Below are 21,411 nucleotides of genomic sequence, written 5' to 3'. Positions count from 1 at the left end.
GTCTCAGGTTCATTATGTTAGCCAGCATGTGAGCTGGTTTCAAGAGGCTCTGACTCTGAATTTTCACAATTTTAGATGTGAAAAACAGAATTACAGGGCCCTGCACGTGAAGCCGGCAGTTTTGAATGGAGTGCAATTCATTTGGTGGTGGGGATCTGTTTGACTCATTACCTGGGGCGTACTGGATTGCTTATTTTTGTCATTTCACTTTGTGAGCAACATGAACCAGATTATGAGCGAATCAGAGAAGCTTGAACGCCCGGCTACCACTACCGATGCGAAAGAAGAAACTCCGACCGATGTCATCTCTTCCGAGGAGATTCTGAAAGGAAAACAGGAAGTCCTGATCCAGCATGGAGAGACGACGTACCGTTTACGAATTACTCAGAACGGGAAGCTGATTCTCTGCAAATAAGCCTGGCAGAGACAGATCTGTGTCGACGGACTCGCGAGTTGACGAGCGTCATTCAGTAAGGGGAGCCTTACTGAGAGAAGGCGATTTGCAGGCTTTCCAGCATATCCTGCTCCAGCGCGGGGTCTCTGCCGAGCGGTATCCAGCCATTCGGTTTACTGCGCTCCTGAACCAGATTGAGGTCGCGTCTGAGGCTTAAATCCTGTTGGAACGTGGCTCCGCCGGGGGCACTGGAGGTCGGGGCGTTCACATCTTCAATCTCCTTGAATGCTTCCACTCCAAGCAGGTATCCCCCTTCGATTGGGGTAACGCTGACGAAGACTCTGCGGCGAATGGACTGCAGGGTACTTTCCAGTCGGTTGTCATACCCGACCGAATCGCCGTGCCAGGGTTCAAACAGATTTGCGCCCACCTTGTATTGGGTTTCGATGCGGCCATCCAGCTTGTTTTCTTTAGCGATGGCAAATTTGTAGTTATGGATGGTATCCACAACCCGTTCCCAGACCACATCCTGATTGTTTCCCGTGATCTGAATCGGATTGGAGGCCGTCATTGGCGCAGGCTGAGACCAGCCCGATGCACAGCTGGTGCATAGCAAACATAAGCCAATGAATTTCAAAAGGTTACAGCTCATAGCCTGGTGACGCCATTCTGGCTGCTGCTTCAGTCTTAAAAGGAAAGTCAGGCAGAATCAGAGCGAAGGCTCGCATCTACTCGAATGAAAGGAAAACTGCAGGGGAACTGTGGATATGGTACTTCAACTGCCCAGTTTCCCAGATTGATAATTTTGAGGCAAGACCACTTTGAAAATCCGTTTGTAATGTTTGTTCAATAAGCTTCCGAGCCTACTCTCGTGGGGGATTTCTGTTTAGAATCTTTGATTGAAGTGATTATCTTTAAACGTTTTAACCACATGACAGGTGCGCCCCATGGAATACTTTGCAGACGTCCCCAAAATCGAGTACGAAGGCCCGGAAAGCAAGAATCCTCTCGCATTCAAGCATTACAACCCAGACGAGCAGATCGAAGGGCAGTCGATGCGGGATCTGTTGCGGTTCAGTGTCTGTTACTGGCACACGTTCCGCGGAACCGGCAGTGATCCCTTTGGAGCCGCTACTCTGCAACGTCCCTGGGATGATGGTTCCAATTCGGTGGAAAACGCGATCAAGCGGGTCGATGTGGCCTTTGAATTCTTTGAAAAGTTACAGGCGCCCTACTACTGTTTTCATGATAAAGATGTCTCTCCCGATGGAGAGACACTGAAAGAGGCGAACGAGAATTTTGACCGGATTGCCGACAAACTGCAGGAAGCTCAGGAGCGGACCGGTGTCAAGCTGTTGTGGGGAACAGCCAACCTCTTCTCGCATCCCCGTTTCATGCATGGTGCCGCCACCAGCCCCAATGCGGATGTCTTCGCTTATGCAGCAGCTCAGGTCAAGAAGGCCATGGAAGTCACCCATCGTCTGGGTGGTGAAAACTATGTTTTCTGGGGTGGCCGGGAAGGCTACATGAACCTGTTCAACACCGATATGAAACGGGAACTGGATCATCTGGCCCGTTTCATGCACATGGCCGTAGAACACGCTCAGAAAATTGGTTTCAAAGGGCAGTTCCTGTTCGAGCCCAAACCCAAAGAGCCGACCAAGCATCAGTATGATTTTGATGCTGCTGCCTGTCTGAATTTCCTGCGGGCGTACGATCTGCTCGATCATGTGAAGTTGAATATCGAGACCAACCATGCCACTCTGGCCGGGCATACCATGATGCATGAACTGGTCTACTCATCGATTCAAGGATCTCTGGGCAGCATCGATGCAAACACCGGGGACCTCCTGCTGGGCTGGGATACGGACCAGTTTCCAACGGATATCTATCTGACCACACAATGCATGCTGGCGATTCTGGACCAGGGGGGACTTGCTCCCGGAGGGGTCAATTTCGATGCGAAGGTCAGACGCGAAAGCTTCGAGCCGATCGACCTGTTCTATGCACACGTTGGCGGAATGGATGCCTTCGCACGAGGGGCCAAAATCGCGGCTCAGATTCGCAAAGATGGTGTGCTCTCTGATTTCGTCGCCAAGCGCTATGCCAGTTACAACGAAGGCATCGGTGCCCAGATCGAAGCCGGCAGCGTGAGCTTCAGTGACCTGGAAGCCTACATGCTGGAGAAAGGGGATTCTGCTCCCAATCTCAGCGGTCGCCAGGAATGGATCGAGAATGTCATCAATGAATATCTCTGAGATTCGAGTACCGTAAATGGTGCAACAGCAGCCCTCTGTGATTTCGATCGCAGGGGGCTGTTTTCTTCGGCTGACAAAAACAGGAAAATTTCGTCCCAAGCTCACATCTATGAGCTAGGCTTTAAATCAGGATCTGTAAACTTCCCTGCTGTCAGTAGACACAATTCTGGTTGTAGCGATTCTGCGGTTCGTTCCGAAACGCCGGCTGACAGCGGAAGTCACCTCACCCTGCAGATCGCAATTTGTTCACGCATCATTGAGGTCACATCATGATTGACACGATTCAGGGAATCTGGCACGAGTACTCAACGTTTTACATCAATTATCTTAATAAACGCTGGGATAATATCTCGCCGATGGAGTACGGCATTGTGCTGGTGGTCATCGCCTTCATCGGCTGGCTGTTAATGCGAAACGGCATGCGCAAAGTCTGAGTCAGGGGGAACCTGAACAGAGAGATTTGTTTACCGGGAATTCGAAGTTTCTGAAGAATCTCCTCTTGTCTGCTTTGTGAAAATCAGTAAGATCCCCGGTCGATTCAGGGAACAATGCTCTCCCGGGAGTTCCTGCAGGGAAGGTCCTTTTTCATAATTTTTGAAAAACGGATCAAACCGTTGAGCCCTGAAATGCCGATGTTGATTACTATCTCAGAAATCAGGAAAACTGATTTCATTCAGACGTTCCGAGACGAGGTGAATTTTCGGTAAAAGACGGAATTCTCCCGTCGACGGTTGTCTGGGAAATGCATACAATTCAATCAGTATTCTGTCATTCTTTATTCCGTCGGAGGATCCTAAACCTTAGCATGGACCGGAATCAATAGTGGTGAGTGCCAGGCACTACCCGATTCACCGTCCTTCTTGCAGCGACCCCACCGTCGCAATGTAATGACAGATACTATGAAAGTCGTGACCTGACACAGGCACGGCTTTTTTTATGCGCTCATGGTTTGTCCTGCAGCAGATGATTCTGAGGACTTCCACCTTAAAATCGATTCATTTCTTGATGTCCTTCCGGGGAGATGTCAGAATTAAGAATCTGTGTCGTTTTCTCAATGTTACTGCTGAAATCGGGATCTATGAACGCATCTAAGACTTCGCTGGGTCGATCCTTTTCTCGATCTTTCCTGAAATCCTTTACCCGCACCAGACTCTTCTCCAAACGGAGTATGTGGATCTGGCCGATTGCGGGCACGATCCTGTTGCTGGTGCTGGGATTGATGGTGAGAGCGATCGTGGAGACATCAAGCCGGGAGACCGTGGCGGATACGCTGCAGACGATTCTGGACGCTGACGTGGCGGCTTTAAAAATCTGGCTGGGTCGTGAAGAGTCGCTGGCGGAGGTACTCGCGGAGGAATCTCGTGTGCGCGAACTCACCCAGGAGTTAATCGGCATAGAGCAGCAGCAGCCGGAGAACCGGGATGCATTGCTGCATTCGAAATCACTCGCCGGGTTACGGGATGAGTTTCGTTCCGAACTGGAGCACCTGGGATACCTGGATGTCGGCCTGTTTAACCTGAAGGGGAAAGTGCTGGCTTCTTCGCGCGATGAACCCATCGGCAGAGCGGATCTACCGATTCAGCAGTCGGCCCTGGAGCAGGTCCGCGAAGGGAAGTCCACGGTGACGCGGCCCTTTGAGAGTCTGTTTGCCCGCAAAACGGAGTCGGGAGAACTGAAAGCCAACTTGCCGACCATGCTGGCGATGGCACCAGTCCGGGACGAAGAGGGGAAACCGATCGCGGCACTGGCATTGTTGATCAAACCCGAGGTCGATTTCACCCGCATCCTGTCAGTCGCCCGGGCGGGGAAGACAGGCGAAACGTATGCCTTCGACAAAGACGGCGTCATGCTTTCACAGAGCCGCTTTGACGAGGATTTGAAACTGATGGGACTGATCCCCGATCGTGAAGATTCACAGTCCATCCTCAACGTGCAGGTTCGGGATCCTGAAGTCAACATGGCGGAGGGGGATCGCCCGACGATACGGATGGCAGAACGTTCCCTGACTCGCATGGCGGCTTCCGCTGTGCAGAATGAGAGTGGCATCGATGTGGAAGGTTACCGCGATTATCGAGGCGTACCTGTCGTCGGTGCATGGACCTGGCTGCCGGAATACGGGATGGGGATTGCCACCGAAATGGATCAGGCGGAAGCCTATCGGTCATATTACCTGTTGCGTTACACGTTCTGGGGACTGTTTGGGCTGTTGATCATCGGCAGTATCGCGATCTTCTTCTTTACAGTGATCGTCGCCAGAAAAGATCAGGAAACGCGACGGGCCGTCATCAAAGCGAAACAACTGGGCCAGTATGCCCTGGAAGAAAAACTGGGAGAAGGGGGGATGGGGGTCGTCTATCGCGGACAGCACGCGATGCTCCGCCGTCCGACGGCCATCAAGTTACTGGACATCGAAAAAACAACCGACGAAGCGGTGGCCCGTTTTGAACGCGAAGTGCAACTGACCAGCCAGCTCAATCACCCGAATACGATTGCCATCTATGATTACGGCCGTACTCCGGAAGGGGTCTTCTATTATGCCATGGAGCTATTGGATGGAATCAACCTGGATGATCTGGTCAAAGAGTTTGGTCCGCTGCCTGAAGCCCGGGTTATTCATCTGCTCAAACAGGTGGCAGGCTCACTGTCGGAAGCACATCAGCGGGGAGTCATTCATCGGGACATCAAGCCGGCGAATATCTTCCTGACGCATCGCGGGGGCGTTTATGATTTTATCAAGCTGCTCGACTTCGGTCTCGTCAAAGCCGTAGATGGCAGAGAGCAGGCTTCGCTGACATCCACGAATGCGATGGCGGGGACTCCGATGTATCTTTCGCCGGAAGGGATCAACCACCCCGATCAGGTTGACGCACGCAGCGATCTGTATGCGTTTGGAGCAGTGGGCTATTATCTGCTGACGGGGACGACGGTCTTTGACGGCGAAACGATTATCGAAATCTGCATGAAACATGTTCAGGATGAGCCGGAACGGCTTTCGGACCGACTGGGAAAACCGGTTTCTCCCGATCTGGAACGGATCATCATGCAGTGCCTGGAGAAGGACCCGGCGAAGCGACCGCAGTCTGCCTCCGAACTGGTACTGGCGTTGACTCATTGCGAGCACGATTGCCAGTGGAGTCTGCAGGATGCGAGCGACTGGTGGAAAGAGCACATGGAATCCAGATCTGCTCTGGAAAAGACCGCTACAGATACGCCTCGGATTCCGAAAGCTTCGGCGGACGCCACATTAATCGTGAACCTGTCGGAAGAGGATTAACAGACTCACGCTGAGAAAAAGGTCTCAGGGGGTGTCGCTGTTCAATGCTTCCAGAGGGACGAAATCCGGAGGGTTCCCGGCTGTAGTGGAAGAGCTGCGATTTGCCAGGATCCCAGGAGCGGCGGTCTGACTATGGTCGGCTCCCTGATAGACGCCGAAATCGTTGAAGAAGAATTTCTTCGCAAGGCGGTAAACCCAGCTCTTTTCGGGAACTTCATTTCCGGGAGAGTATTGAGAAGTGCGCGTTTCCAGATTCTGCAGTTCCTGCATCGCCTGTTTGCGGAACGTGGAATCTTTCGCACCATGTTTTTTGACCAGATCTTCCAGCAGATCGGGACGCTCCAGAATGATGCAGCCACGGGTATTCTGTTGAACGACATGCCGAAAGTCTTTCAAAAATTCGGACTGCACGAACTTTTCTTTCAACGTTTTGGATTCATCATGAATGGAGTCGGTGGCGAACTGAATCACGGGGCAAGGCTCAATGTCGCCCCAGGGATTGATATGGTGGCTGAGTCCGGTGGCAGCCGGGCAGAGGGCGGTTCCGTCATGATCAAAGTAAGCATCGATGACGCCGATTGGCTTGCGGGCCCGGATGTCAACCACAAACTTGCGGGCGCGTAACTGCTCTTCAGGTGACAGAGCCAGCTCCGGATTGGGCTCAGGGCCTGCGACCCGGTAAATGTGATACCAGCAGTACATCACACCCATATCGATCAGCTTGTCGACCCATTCCTCGGTCAGCAGATCGTCGATGTTGGACTTACACAGACTGGTACAGACGCCGGTGAGCAGTTTGTTATTCAGGCAGTTCTGAATCCCCTGCATCGTCTTGGCGTAGACGTCATTCCGTCCGCGACGCTCATTACTGATGATCTCATTTCCCTCCACGCTGATCAGAGGGGTCGCGTTGCCGAGCTTCCGCAGTTTTTTCGCAATCTCGTCGGTGATGAACTGGCCGTTTGTGAAAATCTGGAAATAGCAGTCGGGGTGGCGTTCCAGGATTTCCAGAAGCTGAGGGTGCATGAAGGGTTCGCCCCCCAGGATTCCGAAGAAGGAATTTCCCATCTCCTTCGCTTCCTGGATCAGCTTCGACATGGCTTCCACATCGATTTTTTCCTGTTTGGCGGCCACATCGACCCAGCATCCCTGACAGCGCAGATTGCAGCTGTTAATCACCGAGACATAGAGGAAGGGAGGAAAGAATTCTCCCCGTTTCAGGCGTTTTTTGTGTTTATGAACGGAGAGGGCACCTTTAAAACCGAAATTATAAGCCAGTTTCCAGACCAGTCTTTTGTCTGTCTCCATTAAGACGCGTTTGGCCATTTTCAGATACATGAAGGTACTCAATTCCCCAGAGGGTACAGAATTACTGAACAAAAATTATTTTTACTATCAATTCTACTCATTCGGGCGCGGTAAAACACCCGTTTCCATCAAAAATTACACAGAATTTTTTCCCAGTACATAAACATAGATTCTCTCACTGTAAATTGCATGAATTTCGTGGTATAAGGCAGTGTTGAGAAAATTCTTTTTTTGACATTGAGGTACATTTCTTATACTTTCTAAGTTTAAATAAACCTTATCAAGCCGCTCATTGGTTACCATATATTTTCTTTACAAATTGTTTTAGAGCTCGAGGCAATTGATGGAGTTAGTCGGACGAAGATACGATACATTTGAGGCTGTCAGCATCAAGATCAAAGGAGACAAAATCTCCTCGATCGATCTGCTGCCTGATTCAGAAGCAGCCGGACTGCCTTTCATTGCTCCATCAATGTTTGATTTGCAGATCAATGGCCATGGTGGAATCTGGTTCAACAAACCAGATCTGACTTCAGACGAAGTCTGCCAGGTGCTCGAGAAACATTACCAGTACGGCATTACCCGGCTCTGTCCCACGCTGATTACCAGTTCATACGAAGCTTACGTTAGTGGCTTTTCCGCGATCCGTCAGGCGTGCGAAGAAAACGAGTGGGTAGAACAGATGGTGCCCGGCTGTCATCTGGAAGGGCCGTTTATCTCGCCGATCCAGGGGCCACGCGGTGCACACCCGCTGGATCAGGTACGAGCTGCCGATTGGGACGAATTCTGCCGACTGCAGGAGCTTTCCGGAAATCGAATTCGTCTGATTACTCTGGCTCCTGAAGTCGATAACGCAATTCCCTTTATCAAAAAAGCAGTTGCCTCCGGCGTTGTCGTTTCGATCGGGCATACAGCAGCAGAGCCCGAGCAGATCACGGAAGCAGTCGATGCGGGCGCCCGGCTCAGTACTCATCTGGGGAACGGAGCACATGGCACTTTACGTCGCCATCCCAACTACATCTGGGAACAACTGGGCGAACCCCGCCTGATGGCCAGCATCATTACAGACGGCCATCATCTGCCTGCCAGTGTCGTCAGGACGATTATTAAAACCAAAGGTGTCGAGAATGTGATCATTACGTGTGACGCCTCCGGACTGGCTGGTTCTCCACCGGGCATCTACGATGAAGGTTCTGTTAAGATGGAAGTCCTCGAGGATGGCCCAATTGTGATCGCCGGTCAGCGGCAGTTACTCGCCGGCTCAGGGCTGGAGACCGACACCTGTGTGACGACCGCGATCGATATGGCAGGTATTTCCCTGCAGGAAGCTCTGGACATGGCTGGCTTGAACCCGGCCCGTTTACTGGGGTTTGAGGAAATCAAACTGGAAGTCGGTTCGCGGGCGGATCTGATCCTGTTCCATTATGAGGGAGCAGGATCCCGGATGAATATTCAGACAACTCTCTCCTGTGGGTCGGTGAAATACGGCACGCTGCTGGTCAATTCCTGAGTTTGTGCTGTTTAATCCGAATGTGCTCCTCATGCCACAGAAAATGTAAAATATTTTTCTGCTCGCGTGTTCACTGATTCCCTTCCGCGCATATCAATGTTATAATTGGGTATTCATATTCCGAACATCAAAATTTCATCGACGGAATTTTGTGTCTATTTGGGAGCCTTTCTTTTATTATTATTTATCTGGCTCGCAATCATTTTAGATGGCACACGGTAATCGGAACTCAGTTGAAACGTGTTACTTATTTTTCTTATTCGCCGATTTTGAGCAGGTGCATTTTCTAAGAATGTCCTGTCATTGTTCTTATTGTTTTACTGAGTGATGATTCATTGCCTGGTGTGCATCAGCAGAGCATGGACTACGAATGATTTTTTTTAATAAGAAGTCACGCAAGAAGAAGCTCAGTGCGCAGTTGGTTGACTTAAAACTCGTCAAGCCGGACGAGATGGACGCCTGCCTGCAGGAGCTTCAGGATAACTCAGCCGATGACGATAAACTGATTCGGTTGCTGGAGCGCAAAAACCTCATCACTTCTTTCCAGGCCAGCCGGCTGAAAAGTAATGAACTGGAAGGCCTCGTTCTGGGCGATAACAAGCTGATGTACCAGAACGCGTCCGGGAGCTTTGCCCGAGTTTACCGGGCCGAATCGCTCGTGAGCGGCCGCATGGTCGGAGTGAAAGTTCTCAGACAACGCTGGGCCCAGGATCCGGAAACGGTCAAAATGTTTCGCCGTGAAGCGGAAGTCTGCAAGCAGTTCCAGCACAAAAATATTGTCCCGATTTACGATGTCGGCGTGCAGGACAATATCCACTACTTCACCATGGAATTTGTCGAAGGTGGAAACCTGCGGGATTTCATCACGATTCGCAAAAAACTATCCCCTCTCGAAGCGATCAATTACACCATCGATATCTGTGAAGGCCTGGAGTATGCCAATCGACTGGGGTATACACACCGGGACATGAAGACCACAAACGTGCTGATGTCGATCCAGGGAGTGGCCAAGCTGATCGACTTCGGACTGGCTGGTGAAGATGATGCCGGCGGAGCCGGAGAGGCGCATCAGCGGGCAGTGGAATACGGGACCCTGGAAAAATCGACAGGCGCCCCCCGGAACGATCCCCGTAGCGACCTCTACTTCGTGGGGACCATTTTTTACGAACTGCTCTGCGGCAAACCCCCTTTCCCTCGCACAAAAGACATCGAAGAACGCAAGCGGCCTTCGCGCTATTCACAGGTGCCTTCGATCACCTCTATCGAACCGGATTTGCCGACTTCCGTTGTAAATGTGCTGGAAAAACTGATGGCTTATATGCCTTACGATCGATATCAGTCGGCGACGGAAGCGATTCAGGATCTGCTTGAAGTTCGGGCTCAAATCAGTGAGTCTGAAGAGGCACCGAAAGTTCAGACCAGTTCCGACGCCAAAGCGAGCGCAGAGCAGGATCTCAAGATGGCGATTGCCCCGCCGACAATTCTGTGCATTGAAAATCGTCCCCGGCATCAGGATGTATTACGCGAGTACCTCACCAAGCACGGCTATCGTGTTTTGATTCTGAGAGATCTGGAGCGGGCGATGCAACGCGTAAAGGAAAATGCCCCTGACTGTATCGTCTTTATGGAAGACTCCATCGGGGAGGGAGCGGTCGAAGCCTTTAATAAGGCCTTGGCCATGGATCCGGATCTGGCAGCCGTCCTCGTGTTGTCAGAAAAGAATGCTGCTGTTAAGAAAACGCTGAAGAAAACGGATCGCTCGCGCATTCTGGTCCAACCAATCAAAATTCGCAATTTGCGCGCGAAGATCCAGAAGGTGCTGCAACATCAACTCAACGATTCCGCAGAGCTGACCGCTTACTGAGCCTGTGGATTAAGCTCATTCATACTTGGGAATATTGGGTTCCGGGATTTCTTCCAGCAGTCGGCCGATAATGTCTTCGGTGACCATGCCCTCTGCCTGTGCCTGAAAGTTCGTGGAAATACGATGGCGCAGAACCGGCACCGCGACGCGGCGGATGTCGTTCAGAGAGACGCTGGCACGACCATCCATGGCGGCAATCGCTTTTCCGCCTGCGATCAGGTATTGGCCTGCCCGGGGGCCGGCTCCCCAGTCGACCATCTGTTTGATAAACGCAGGGGCGGAACCGTCCGTGGGGCGTGTGGCCCTGACCAGTCGAGTGACATAGTTGATGGTCAGCGGCCCGACTTCGATCATGTTGATCTGACGCTGCAGATAGAGAATCGACTTGGCTGAGAGGACCTTACGGATTTCGGGCTTCTCACTGATGGTGGTCGCAGCCAGAATCTTTTCTTCCTCTTCCAGGTTCGGGTACTCGACCTTGATGTTAAACATGAACCGGTCGAGCTGGGCTTCCGGGAGGGGGTAAGTTCCTTCCTGCTCGATCGGGTTTTGTGTCGCAATCACAAAAAATGGTTCCGGCAGATCATAGGTTGTCTGTCCGACCGTGACTTCCCGTTCCTGCATCGACTGCAGTAAGGCCGCCTGCGTCTTGGGAGGGGTACGGTTGATTTCATCCGCCAGGAGAATATTGGTAAAAACCGGACCATGCACAAAACGAAATGAACGTCGTCCCGAGTCTTCTTCTTCCAATACGTTCGTGCCGGTAATGTCAGAGGGCATCAGGTCAGGAGTAAACTGAATCCGCTTGAAATCGCAATCCAGAATCCTGGCGATCGTGCTGACCAGCAGGGTTTTCGCCAGACCGGGGACCCCCACCAGCAGGCAATGCCCGCCTGTAAAGATAGCCGCCAGGATCTGCTCGATCACGGCATCCTGACCGATAACGACCTTATGCAGTTCATCCACCATCACATCATGGTGGCGTTTCAGTTTTTCCAGAAAGTCATCGAAGTCGCGTTTTTCGTTAGCCAAGGGATTTCCATTCTGTCTTGTGATTCAAGCCTGACTGATATAAACAGGTTGTCCGGCACGGATCTTCCATCCGGACGACCTTCAGTCCAAGTGTGAAAATACGCTGTCAGTTCACACAATTATAGCCATCTTAAATCCCCAGAGAAACAGAGACCCGCTGACTTGAGGGAGCAAATGTGCTACAATCAGGAACACAGTCAAAAAATAGCGGATTCATGCAATTTGGAGGAAAACGGGTCAGATCGGAATTTCTTTAAACGATTCTGATCCTGGATGTAGCTCAATAGAAGGGGGCGTTCCGGCCCTCTGTCAGGTCTGAATCTCTGTGGGATTGAAAGTAAAATCGAATGGATTTTTCTCAGTATCGAAAAGCGTATCGGGCGTTGCGCTGGACGTTAACAGCAGTCCTGTGTATCTCACTCTTATTTCAGTTCGACCGAGCCGTCTGCGCGCAGGAACAGGAACTGTCCGCGAAAGCTGTTCTGAAGTCGATTGAACGCGGTAAAGACTTTCTGTTGCAAGAGCAGAAAGAAAATGGTTCCTGGTCCGGCCCGGGGAATAATTATACGCCCGGGGTCAGTTGCCTGGCGATGATGGCCATCATCAATTGCGGCATGACGACCAAAGATGAACCTGTTCAGAGGGGCCTGAAATATTTGCGGTCGCTACGTCGTCCTGAGCCCAGGGGAACATATCAGACCAGCCTGATGATTATGGCCCTGGCTGCTGCGAAAGATGGCAAACGGGATTTGCCTCTGATCCAGTCGCTGGTCGAACGGCTGGAGAAAAGCCAGGTGACGACCGGCCCCAATGCGGGGGGCTGGAGTTATGGTCCCGGAATGGCAATTGGAGGCGGAGGTGTTGCGGACCGGAGTAACAGCCAGTACGCGGTGCTGGCACTGAGAGACGCCGTGCATTCGGGAGTGCCCGTCAGCCAGAAAACCTGGAAGCTCATCAAGCAGTACTGGCAGACTCAGCAAAGCGGCGATGGGGGCTGGGGCTACCAGGAGAACGGCGGTTCCAGCCGTGGCAGTATGACTGTCGCGGGGATCGCCACCATGGTGATCGTCAATTCCATGTTGGGGGAGGAACTGAAAATCAACCCCGACGGAACTCCTGTCTGCTGCGATGAGAAAGAGGAAGATAAATCCATCGAGCGGGCGATTGACTGGATGACCACCCATTTTACTGTCGGAACCAATCCCGGCGTGAACTCCTGGCTGCTGTACTATCTGTATGGTCTGGAGCGGGCCGGTCGCTTAAGTGGCACCCGGTTCTTTGGCAAGCACGACTGGTACCGGGAAGGAGCCGCGTTTCTGACGCAGAGACAATCAGTGCGGGATGGATCCTGGCGCGGTGCCGGTCAACTGGAATCTAATCCGGTCCTGGGGACCAGTTTTGTACTGCTCTTTCTGTCCAAGGGGCTGGCCCCGGTGTTGATCAACAAGTTGGAATATAAGACGGAGAGGCATGTCAATCTGAAACCAGGGGCTGTTCCCAACTGGAATCACCATCAGAATGATATTTTGAATCTGACCGATGCGCTTTCAGGGCGTCCTGACTGGCCGAAGCTGCTCACCTGGCAGACCGTCAATCTGGATCTGGCGATCCAGGGGGGAGGCGTGCAGATTCTGAGACAGGCTCCGGTGCTTTTTATCAGTGGTCTGGATAATCCCGGGTTCGGAGTGAAAGAAGTCAACATTCTCAAACAGTATGTCGAGCAGGGAGGCTTTATCTTTGCCGTCGACAACTGTAACGGGGCCGGCTTTGATCGTGGTTTCCGGGACCTGATTCAGAAAATGTATCCTCAGGGCGAAGCTCAGCTCAAGCGACTGACAGCAGAGCATCCGGTCTTTCGTTGTGAATATCTGCTCGACGCGGAAAGCGTCGAATTGTATGGCGTGGATGTGGGCTGCCGGACTTCGATTATTTACTGCCCCGATGATCTCGCCTGTCTGTGGGACAAATGGATGCGTTTTCCTTCTCGGGACCAGTCGGTCAATGCAAAATCCATGATTACCCGTGCTGTTCGCATTGGGACTAATGTGATCGCATATGCCACCGGACGCGAACCACCCAACAAGTTGGATCAGGAAGAACTGGCCAGCGAAAACGGAATGCAGAATCAGATCGAGCGTGGATTCCTGCAAATCGCCAAGATCAGGCATAATGGCACCTGGGATGCCGCCCCTCGTGCTCTAACCAATCTGCTTAAGGCCCTGAATCAGAAAGCGGGGATGATCGCCTCTACGAAGACGCCCACTCTGCCTGCCAGCGATCCCAATCTGATGCAGTATCCACTCCTCTATATGCATGGCAGGAGCCAGTTCAGCCTTTCGAAAACAGAACAGTCGAATCTGAAACAGGCACTCGAAAACGGGGCGGTGCTGTTTGCCGATGCCTGCTGTGGGTCTCAGCCTTTTGACAAAAGTTTTCGTCAGTTGATGCAGGAAATGTTTCCCACCAAAAAGTTCAAACGCATTCCCATCGATCATCCCCTGTTTTCCGAGCAGACCGGATATGATGTCCGCCGCGTGAGGCGCCGACAGATGGAAGTCAATGATGTGAATCAGCCTCTGAAAGCCGAAACGCTGGTGGTCGAACCTTTGCTGGAAGGAATTGAAATTGATGGACACCTGGCTGTGATATATAGTAAGTACGATATCAGCTGTGCCCTGGAGCAGCAGGCCTCTGTGGCTTGTGCCGGTTACGTGCCCCAGGATGCGGCGAATCTGGCATTGAATATCGTCCGCTATGCTCTGCTGCAGGATATCGCTTATCGGAAAGTCATGCAGCCGAAAGAAAAAGCGGAATACACCGGTCAATAACGACAGATCTCAGGGCAGCAGCACAGGGAGAAGCATGAACGATCAGGAAGAGCAGCAGAAAAATATCACCGCGGGCGCCCGATTCGTCGGCGTTGTGATTGGCTGTGTCTTTGGTGGAATTGGTCTGTTGGTGCTCGGCTTTTTATGGTCACAACCCTTTGGTGCGTTTCATTCGCCGCCCCTGTTTTTTCGTCTCTTCGGTTCACTGATCGCGATCCCTTTTGTCTTGATCGGGGGATTTACGGCTTTCAGATCACTGACCGCTACGGGAAACGGACTGACACGTGTGAAGTCGAAGTCATCCCGTAAAACGCCGGCGAAACAGAAGCGAAAGTATGCCTGTCCGCATTGCAATGCGCCGATTGGTGAAGATTCGGATGTCTCACCGCACGGGGATGTGAAATGCAGTTATTGTAAAAACTGGTTCAACATTCACGGCGACTGAAAGCGGACCCGGATAGTTTCACGCGGCTTTGCGCGTCTCTTCTGCAGAAGCATGTTCCGGTAATTGCGTGTAGGGAAGCTTGAGTGAAGGACGCAGATAGCGCCAGTAAATCGAACAGAGTTCGAAAAAGGCTTTGACGAAATCGTGCGGCTTGACCTTCGACCCCGCCACATCTTTCCAGCAGGTCAAAGGCAGCTCATAGACGGTGTCTTCCAGTCGGGGGCAGTCAAAGAACCGCTCCAGTTGACGGGCCCGTGCCAGCAGTTCCACATCGAAAATCCAGTTCGTGAGAAAACGAGTGGAAAACAGACACTGGTTTTCCCGGTTCACACGAAACAGTTTCGCTCCGCATTGTGTGTCGTAAATGGGGAGCTGTAATACGATCGAAGCAGCGGTTGCAAAAATCCGTCCCAGGTAATGACGCAGTTGCTGACGTTCAATCTGCCGACCCAGCAGCTTCACACGTGCGCCGAGTACCATCGAACGCTCGGGCATCTGTTCCAGTTGCGCTGCGAACTGGGGAATCATTTCCAGTGGAGTCGCGAGATCGGCATCCCAGAAGCCGGCAAAATCGACTCCCGCATGCAGAGCCTGCTGCATGCCCTGGCGGACGGCTTCCGCCTTGCCCTGGTTGTGTGTCAGATGCAGCACGTCGAAGCGGTCGGGATTGGAGTCTTTCAGGTCGTCCAGAATCAAGGCGGTCCGGTCGCTGCTGCCATCATTAACGAACAGAAAGGAATGCTGTGGATTCTGCAGAACGTACTTTCGAAACTGCAGGACCTCCAGGCGTTTCTCTTCGTTATAACAGGGGATGACAATAATGGCAGATGACATGAATGATTTGATACCCGATTCACCTGAAGGACAGCCAGGCTGAAGTCCGTTCAAGCTGGAAAAGTTGCTCAAAGTCGAGGAGGGCCCGCCCTGCTGGTTGCAGGGTTTCGACGGAATTGTGAGCCGGGGTGTATCAAAAAAGTGAAATTATGTCAAAACCGAAATCGGGAGCGCACAGAAAAGCAGAAGCCTCCCCGAGGAAGACTTCTGCTGTTTCTGATTTGATTGATCGACGTAACTGCTTGTTATTCAGTCACTTTGATCTTGTAGAGCCGCGAACGGTCGGAGACAAACATGTGCCCGTTGGCGATCGTCGGCGTACTATAGATTGAGGAGTTGAATGTCTTCTCTTCCAGCAGTTTCTTTTCTTTGCCGGCTTTGAGAATGATCAACATGCCATCTTCGTTGCCGATGAATACTTTGCCGTCGACCACCATCGGGGAACCCCAGCAGGCGGCGAACATGTCGTATTCCCAGTAACGTTTGCCGGTTGCGAAATCGAGGCAGTGGACGAATCCACTCAGGTCCGGTGCATAAACCAGTCCGTCATCGATTGCCACAGTCGACATGGTGCGGCGGTACAGCAGATCACCTTTTTTACCGGTCAGCTTGCCGTCGACATCCTCACCACCGTAGTGCCAGATCTGTCCGGAGTTCGGATTGGCTTTCCAGCCCTCTTTACCGTCAGAAATCTGGGGGCTGATGTCACCTTTCTTGGTGGCATCGATCCGGTAGATGTGGCCCACGCCTTCACCGTGTTCCGGGTCCTGTCCGACTCCCAGAATGACGCTGTTGTCTTTGAAAACGGGGGTACTGATAATCGCATTCCGAGTACCACGCCCCCCCAGTTCCCACTTGGAGTCTTTGGGGTTCAGGTCGAACTTCCAGATCAGTTTGGCATTGCCGTCGCCATCTCCTTCGGGAGTGAAAGCATACAGCCAGCCGTCACCACCGGGGAAATAAACCTGGGTCTGGCCATTCACAACACCGATGGCGGGTGAAGACCACTGACCGTGGAGAATCTGGTCGAACGGTGTGTTGTCTTCCCAGAGAATCTCACCGGTTTTCTTATTCACTGCCAGGAAGCAGGGAGCACGAGGAGCAGGTACTTCCAGGTGGGCTTCGTCAACGCCGTTTGAAGTTAAGAGGAAGATGTAGTCACCGTGCACGACGGGAGAACTGGTTGCCAGGTTATGCGGAAAGACACCCAGGTCTTCGATCATATCAAGCTTCCAGATGATGTCGGCGTCCTGTTTTTCAGCGTCTTTTTCTTCCTTGAAGGGACCATCGTTTTCGTTGTCATAAAAACCATCTGCGTCCAGGCACATCAGTTCGCAACGGTTGGTGACAACCCAGACACGATCTCCTTCGATGCAGGGAGTCGAGCAGATTCCCTGTTCCGGCCAGTCGTTCACACGACCCTGGGGCAGTTTTTCACGTGACAGCTGCCACTTGAAGTCGCCGGTTTTTTCATCAAAACAGAGGACAACCCCCAGGTCTTCTTTGTACTCGGGACGGTATTTACCACCGTTGTTGGTCCCGACATAGACCTGGCCATTGGCAACGACCGGGTTACCATAAGTCTGAGATCCCAGCTTGGAGACCCAGACGATGTTCTCACCCTTTTCATCGCCTTCGCCAGGCTTGAAGTTCAGAGTGATTCCCGTAGTCAGGTTGACCATGTTGCGGGTCGGGTCACCGCCCCACATCGGCCAGTCACCAGTGACTTTGGCAGTAGACTTGGAATCTTTGCTGGCCGTCTCTGCTTTGGGAGCCGGTTTGGTCTGCGAAGTTTTTTCCGCTTTTTTCTCGGGCTTTGGATCGGCTTTCGGTTTTTCTTCTGCCTTGGGCTTGGCTTCCGCTTTGAAAGGGTTGCCATCCGCATCCAGGGCCGGTTCCGATTTTTTCATGTCCGGCTTCTCTTCCGGAACATTGACGCCGGCGCCACCCGTGGTCGATCCTGCTTCTTCGATCGGAGCAGAACCACCCAGGTCCGTAGCCGTTTCCGGCGGGGTTGCCGGTTTTTCAGTCGCATCGCGGGATTCGCAACCTGTGGAAGCCAGCAGCGCACAGCATGCAAATGAGTTCAACAGGGCAAATCGTAATAGAATCTTTTTCATTATTTATCCTCAGAGACAATGACGTTATCAAAGTAAACATCGGCGAGACGGTAGAGGTAAAGCCCTGGGCTTCCCTTCTCATTCGCATGTGGATCGACCGTTTCAATGGTCCACTCTTTAGGTTCCGGTTTCTTGCGAGGCCAGACCTTGCCTTTCACCGTCGCCTGACCATCTTTGATCTCGACTTTCAACTTCATGGTGTACCAGACGTCCGGATCGGAACGGAAGCGGATTTCCTTGGTCATCCGCTTATGAGGTGCCCAGCTCTGGATGGCCAGTTTGCTGGAGTTCCCTTTCACGATCAGGTCGTAGCGATTGACTGTGACACCGATACTGGCCAGCTTTCGCTTCTGTTCTTTCATGAAAATATCAGCCTGAACGGTGTAGCCGTTCGGTGCCAGTCTGCTCATGTCGGAGGGACCCAGCCAGACGCTGGCACTGGGACGTCCTTTTCCGGGGCTGGCTTTCAACGCTGTTGTGCCATCCACTTCGTTTGGTTGAAGTTTCAGGAACGCGTTGACCCAGGTGCCGGGGACCTGTTTCCCTTTCAACCCTTCGAAGTCGAACTTCCAGGGGAGAGGGGGAAATACACGCAGACGGGCTTCGGCAGTGGCCTCACCGACTTTGACCGAGATGGTACCCGCTGCCGGAGATTTCAGATCGGTTGGAGTGGTAACCGTCATGCCATCGACTTTGGCCTGTTCCATGCCGGGGCCGGGAATCAGTTTGCCTTCCACTTCTTTAATGAAGCGTCCATTGGCATCGTACGCCAGGATCTGGTAATCAATTTTATCTCCCTGGGGGACGGCCATTTCGAAAGGTGCCAGCTGAATGCTCGCGATTTTGTCCTGGACCGGCTTTTCTTCTGCCAGCGGAGGAATCGGATTGCTGGTGGGCTTCTGCGATTCGTCACCAATACAGATCGTACGGTCGCGGGTGACGAAATAAATTCGACCATTGGCGATCGCGGGAGAAGCGTAGATTTCATCCATCCCCTTGTCGACACGGGCCAGCAGCTGAACGTGAGACAGTTCTTCGCACTTTTCCTTGCTCGGCTTGAGGATGAAAATGTTACCGTTGACTTCCATGACATATAGTTTGCCGTCCGCCCAGACAGGAGAGCCTTTGCCGACGGTGCCCAAGTTGTGGGTCCAGAACTGCTTGCCATTTTTGCTGTCGAAAGCATACATCTGACCGGTGTCAGCGACGACGTACAGAATGCCGTCTTTCACCAGCACACTTGCGTAGCCGGCTTTAATGCCATCGACCCGCCAGACACTGCCGGTTTTCGTGATGTCGCCCCGCTTGGAAGCGTCGATGCACTGCACCCGGCCGAATTCCACATTGTCGATATTGTCTTCACCATGAGTGATGTAGACCAGGTTCCCATCTGCCACGGGGGAACAGTTCAAACCCCGTTTCGACATTTTGAAGCCCCACAGTTTTTCTCCCGTGCGGGCATTCATACCGTAACAGCCACCATCGGCATTCCCGGCGATCAACTGGCGAACGCCGTCAATCACAGTCACGATGGGGGCCGAGTAGTTGGTGTCTAAGGGAGCACCGCCGGGAGCGGCGGTCCACATCAGCTTGCCGGTCTTTTTATCGAAAGCATAGTAGGTCTGCTTTGGAGGGGGAGCAGCGGTTTTGCCCCAGTTCATCTGCAGGAAGCTGACGATGACATTGTTTTCGTCGATGATGGGAGTCTGGGTTCGTCCGCCGTAACCGGAAATTTTTCCGTAGTCTTCAGCCAGTGAGGTTTCCCAGAGCAGTTTCCCGTCACCCGTATAGCAGCGGAACAGACCGCTGACCGAGTGCACGTAGACGTTTCCGGTTTCCGGATCGCCGACCATGCTGGCCCAGCCCACGCGGGGAGAAGGGATGTCGGTCTGGAAGACGTTGAAGACATCTTTCCAGAGCACTTCACCGGTTTTGGCATCCCAGCAGACAACCTGTTCCTGGGCGTTAATCTTATCTTTGGGGTCGGTCACATCGTGGTGAGTTCGACAGTTCAGATACACGCGACCATTCAAGACGATCGGGGCGGCACGACCGCCGATATCTGAAGTCCAGAGCACGTTTTTACCATCGAGAGACCACTCATCGACGAGATTTGTTTCACGGGAGATCCCATTATGCTCCGGGCCGCGCCAGTGTGCCCAGTCGCCTGCAGAGGCAAGCGACGTTGTGAATAACAGCATAATGGAGCTGACGAGCACCATGTTAATTCTTCGCATAGAAGATCCTCACTGTTCTTTTATAGAATGTGGTATCACTGATGAAGGACGACAGGACCGGTTGCCAGGCCTGTGATCTCAGCTCTTAAGGTGGGAGGGTTAAATCCCCTACATATAATACACTATTGAACTTTTCTGGGTATTGCAATGGTCTAATCTGTTCTCTCATCCAGATTTAAAAAGAGGCTGTACCTTTATATTCAGGGCCTCTTAGATCATAATCAGGGTTCCATCCCGAATTTTTCAGGCATTCCCGAATTTCCAATAAAAAAGGACTCTGTTTTTCATGTATCCACAGGTGCGTATGCGGCGAAATCGTCGAACCGACTGGTCTCGACGCCTGGTTTCCGAGAATCAGCTTTCTGTGAATGATCTGATCTGGCCTGTCTTTATACAGGAAGGCGCGAATCAGAAAATAGAGATTCCTTCCATGCCGGGAGTCCACCGGTTGACGATAGATCATCTGGTAGAACAGGCGGCAGCTGCAGCCGAGCTGCAGATCCCCGCGCTGGCACTCTTTCCCGCGACCGACCCGGCGAAGAAAACCGAAGGGGGAGAAGAAGCATATAATCCGGAAAACCTGGTCTGCCGGGCGGTACGTGCTTTGAAAGAGCAGAACCTCAACATGGGCATCCTCTGTGATGTGGCCCTCGATCCCTATACCAGCCATGGACAGGATGGTCTTGTTAAAGACGGTTACGTCGTCAACGATGAAACCATCGATGTGCTCTGTAAACAGTCCGTGGTGCAGGCGGAAGCGGGGTGCGATATTATCGCACCCTCCGACATGATGGATGGCCGCATCGGGGCCATTCGCGAAGCCCTCGACGAAGCCGGTTATCAGCACGTGCAGATCATGGCTTACGCGGCCAAATATGCCTCTGCCTTTTACGGTCCCTTCCGTGATGCCGTCGGTTCCGGAACCAACCTGGGAACGGGGGACAAGCGGACCTATCAGATGGACCCGGCCAACAGCGACGAAGCGATGCGGGAAGTCGGACTGGATATCAGCGAAGGGGCCGATATGGTGATGGTCAAACCGGGGATGCCCTACCTGGATATTGTCCGCCGCGTCAAAGCCGAATTCGAAGTCCCCACCTATGCCTATCAGGTCAGTGGCGAGTTCGCGATGATCTCCGCAGCCGCTCAGAACGGCTGGCTGGATCGGCAGAAATGCATGCTCGAGAGCCTGCTCTGTTTCAAGCGGGCTGGCGCCGATGGGGTCTTAACCTATTTTGCTAAAGAAGTTGCGGAAATCCTCCAGGCTGGATAAATGAATATTTGGTGAGGAATCCGATTCTTTTTTC

The 21,411-nt window shown here is 52.4% G+C and carries 15 protein-coding genes; 9 read left to right on the top strand and 6 right to left on the bottom strand.

Features of this window, described 5'->3' with window-relative positions; all coding sequences use genetic code 11:
- Positions 1–232 precede the first annotated feature (232 nt).
- Positions 233–415, top strand: coding sequence for a hemin uptake protein HemP (gene hemP, locus Enr10x_RS21285; protein WP_197994689.1), 183 nt, complete (start codon positions 233–235; stop codon positions 413–415).
- A 67-nt stretch (positions 416–482) separates the two neighbouring features.
- Here the strand turns inward: hemP and Enr10x_RS21280 are convergent, their stop codons facing one another.
- The gene (locus Enr10x_RS21280) at positions 483–965 is read right to left on the bottom strand and encodes a hypothetical protein (protein ID WP_145112467.1); all 483 of its coding nucleotides are present in this window, start codon (positions 963–965) and stop codon (positions 483–485) included.
- Between the two features lie 376 nt (positions 966–1,341).
- On the opposite strand from Enr10x_RS21280, the gene xylA reads away from it, so the two are divergent.
- The 3 genes from xylA (at position 1,342) to Enr10x_RS21270 (ending at position 5,926) form a co-directional block, all read left to right on the top strand.
- Complete coding sequence (gene xylA, locus Enr10x_RS21275) at positions 1,342–2,652, top strand: xylose isomerase (protein WP_145112465.1); 1,311 nt, start codon at positions 1,342–1,344, stop codon at positions 2,650–2,652.
- Between the two features lie 269 nt (positions 2,653–2,921).
- Positions 2,922–3,086, top strand: a complete 165-nt coding sequence (locus Enr10x_RS30030; RefSeq protein ID WP_197994688.1) for a hypothetical protein — start codon at positions 2,922–2,924, stop codon at positions 3,084–3,086.
- 644 nt (positions 3,087–3,730) lie between these two features.
- Complete coding sequence (locus Enr10x_RS21270) at positions 3,731–5,926, top strand: serine/threonine protein kinase (RefSeq protein ID WP_145451301.1); 2,196 nt, start codon at positions 3,731–3,733, stop codon at positions 5,924–5,926.
- Between the two features lie 24 nt (positions 5,927–5,950).
- Here the strand turns inward: Enr10x_RS21270 and Enr10x_RS21265 are convergent, their stop codons facing one another.
- Positions 5,951–7,264 carry a radical SAM protein gene (locus Enr10x_RS21265; RefSeq protein ID WP_145451300.1) on the bottom strand — a complete coding sequence of 438 codons (1,314 nt, stop codon included), beginning with the start codon at positions 7,262–7,264 and terminating at the stop codon, positions 5,951–5,953.
- 313 nt (positions 7,265–7,577) lie between these two features.
- Between Enr10x_RS21265 and Enr10x_RS21260 the strand changes: the two genes are divergently transcribed.
- Both Enr10x_RS21260 and Enr10x_RS21255 read left to right on the top strand, forming a co-directional pair.
- Entirely contained in the window at positions 7,578–8,744 is a 1,167-nt protein-coding gene (locus Enr10x_RS21260; RefSeq protein ID WP_145451299.1) for an N-acetylglucosamine-6-phosphate deacetylase, read from the top strand.
- A gap of 370 nt (positions 8,745–9,114) precedes the next feature.
- On the top strand, positions 9,115–10,608 hold the full coding sequence (locus tag Enr10x_RS21255) for a protein kinase domain-containing protein (protein WP_145451298.1): 1,494 nt from the start codon (positions 9,115–9,117) through the stop codon (positions 10,606–10,608).
- 15 nt (positions 10,609–10,623) lie between these two features.
- Here the strand turns inward: Enr10x_RS21255 and Enr10x_RS21250 are convergent, their stop codons facing one another.
- Positions 10,624–11,640 (bottom strand): AAA family ATPase, encoded by a 1,017-nt coding sequence (locus Enr10x_RS21250; RefSeq protein ID WP_197994687.1) that lies wholly within the window; start codon positions 11,638–11,640, stop codon positions 10,624–10,626.
- 347 nt (positions 11,641–11,987) lie between these two features.
- Here Enr10x_RS21250 and Enr10x_RS21245 point away from each other — a divergent pair, with 347 nt between their 5' ends.
- Both Enr10x_RS21245 and Enr10x_RS21240 read left to right on the top strand, forming a co-directional pair.
- Positions 11,988–14,468 (top strand): DUF4159 domain-containing protein, encoded by a 2,481-nt coding sequence (locus tag Enr10x_RS21245; RefSeq protein ID WP_145451297.1) that lies wholly within the window; start codon positions 11,988–11,990, stop codon positions 14,466–14,468.
- Positions 14,469–14,502: 34 nt separating this feature from the next.
- Positions 14,503–14,913, top strand: a complete 411-nt coding sequence (locus Enr10x_RS21240) for a hypothetical protein (protein WP_145451296.1) — start codon at positions 14,503–14,505, stop codon at positions 14,911–14,913.
- An 18-nt stretch (positions 14,914–14,931) separates the two neighbouring features.
- Here the strand turns inward: Enr10x_RS21240 and Enr10x_RS21235 are convergent, their stop codons facing one another.
- The 3 genes from Enr10x_RS21235 to Enr10x_RS21225 all read right to left on the bottom strand — a co-directional run bounded on the left by Enr10x_RS21235 (position 14,932) and on the right by Enr10x_RS21225 (position 20,104).
- Positions 14,932–15,747: a dolichyl-phosphate beta-glucosyltransferase gene (locus Enr10x_RS21235; protein WP_145451295.1), complete on the bottom strand. Its 816-nt coding sequence runs from the start codon at positions 15,745–15,747 to the stop codon at positions 14,932–14,934.
- A 245-nt stretch (positions 15,748–15,992) separates the two neighbouring features.
- A complete protein-coding gene (locus Enr10x_RS21230) occupies positions 15,993–17,867 on the bottom strand; it encodes an outer membrane protein assembly factor BamB family protein (protein ID WP_145112451.1) in 1,875 nt (624 codons plus the stop codon).
- Complete coding sequence (locus tag Enr10x_RS21225; protein WP_232093084.1) at positions 17,867–20,104, bottom strand: outer membrane protein assembly factor BamB family protein; 2,238 nt, start codon at positions 20,102–20,104, stop codon at positions 17,867–17,869. The genes Enr10x_RS21230 and Enr10x_RS21225 overlap by 1 nt, the downstream gene beginning before the upstream one ends.
- Positions 20,105–20,390: 286 nt before the next feature.
- Here Enr10x_RS21225 and hemB point away from each other — a divergent pair, with 286 nt between their 5' ends.
- Positions 20,391–21,377, top strand: coding sequence for a porphobilinogen synthase (hemB, locus tag Enr10x_RS21220; RefSeq protein ID WP_145112449.1), 987 nt, complete (start codon positions 20,391–20,393; stop codon positions 21,375–21,377).
- Positions 21,378–21,411: the final 34 nt, after the last annotated feature.

The organism is Gimesia panareensis (assembly GCF_007748155.1).
Taxonomy (GTDB): Bacteria; Planctomycetota; Planctomycetia; order Planctomycetales; family Planctomycetaceae; genus Gimesia; species Gimesia panareensis.
This window is presented reverse-complemented; position numbering and strand designations above follow the sequence as displayed.

Excerpts from the sequence above, each read along its gene's own strand:
- hemP (WP_197994689.1), top strand. The coding sequence starts at position 233 with ATGAGCGAATCAGAGAAGCTTGAACGCCCGGCTACCACTACCGATGCG.
- Enr10x_RS21280 (WP_145112467.1), bottom strand. The coding sequence starts at position 965 with ATGACGGCCTCCAATCCGATTCAGATCACGGGAAACAATCAGGATGTG.
- xylA (WP_145112465.1), top strand. The coding sequence starts at position 1,342 with ATGGAATACTTTGCAGACGTCCCCAAAATCGAGTACGAAGGCCCGGAA.
- Enr10x_RS30030 (WP_197994688.1), top strand. The coding sequence starts at position 2,922 with ATGATTGACACGATTCAGGGAATCTGGCACGAGTACTCAACGTTTTAC.
- Enr10x_RS21270 (WP_145451301.1), top strand. The coding sequence starts at position 3,731 with ATGAACGCATCTAAGACTTCGCTGGGTCGATCCTTTTCTCGATCTTTC.
- Enr10x_RS21265 (WP_145451300.1), bottom strand. The coding sequence starts at position 7,264 with ATGTATCTGAAAATGGCCAAACGCGTCTTAATGGAGACAGACAAAAGA.
- Enr10x_RS21260 (WP_145451299.1), top strand. The coding sequence starts at position 7,578 with ATGGAGTTAGTCGGACGAAGATACGATACATTTGAGGCTGTCAGCATC.
- Enr10x_RS21255 (WP_145451298.1), top strand. The coding sequence starts at position 9,115 with ATGATTTTTTTTAATAAGAAGTCACGCAAGAAGAAGCTCAGTGCGCAG.
- Enr10x_RS21245 (WP_145451297.1), top strand. The coding sequence starts at position 11,988 with ATGGATTTTTCTCAGTATCGAAAAGCGTATCGGGCGTTGCGCTGGACG.
- Enr10x_RS21240 (WP_145451296.1), top strand. The coding sequence starts at position 14,503 with ATGAACGATCAGGAAGAGCAGCAGAAAAATATCACCGCGGGCGCCCGA.
- Enr10x_RS21235 (WP_145451295.1), bottom strand. The coding sequence starts at position 15,747 with ATGTCATCTGCCATTATTGTCATCCCCTGTTATAACGAAGAGAAACGC.
- Enr10x_RS21230 (WP_145112451.1), bottom strand. The coding sequence starts at position 17,867 with ATGAAAAAGATTCTATTACGATTTGCCCTGTTGAACTCATTTGCATGC.
- Enr10x_RS21225 (WP_232093084.1), bottom strand. The coding sequence starts at position 20,104 with ATGCGAAGAATTAACATGGTGCTCGTCAGCTCCATTATGCTGTTATTC.
- hemB (WP_145112449.1), top strand. The coding sequence starts at position 20,391 with ATGTATCCACAGGTGCGTATGCGGCGAAATCGTCGAACCGACTGGTCT.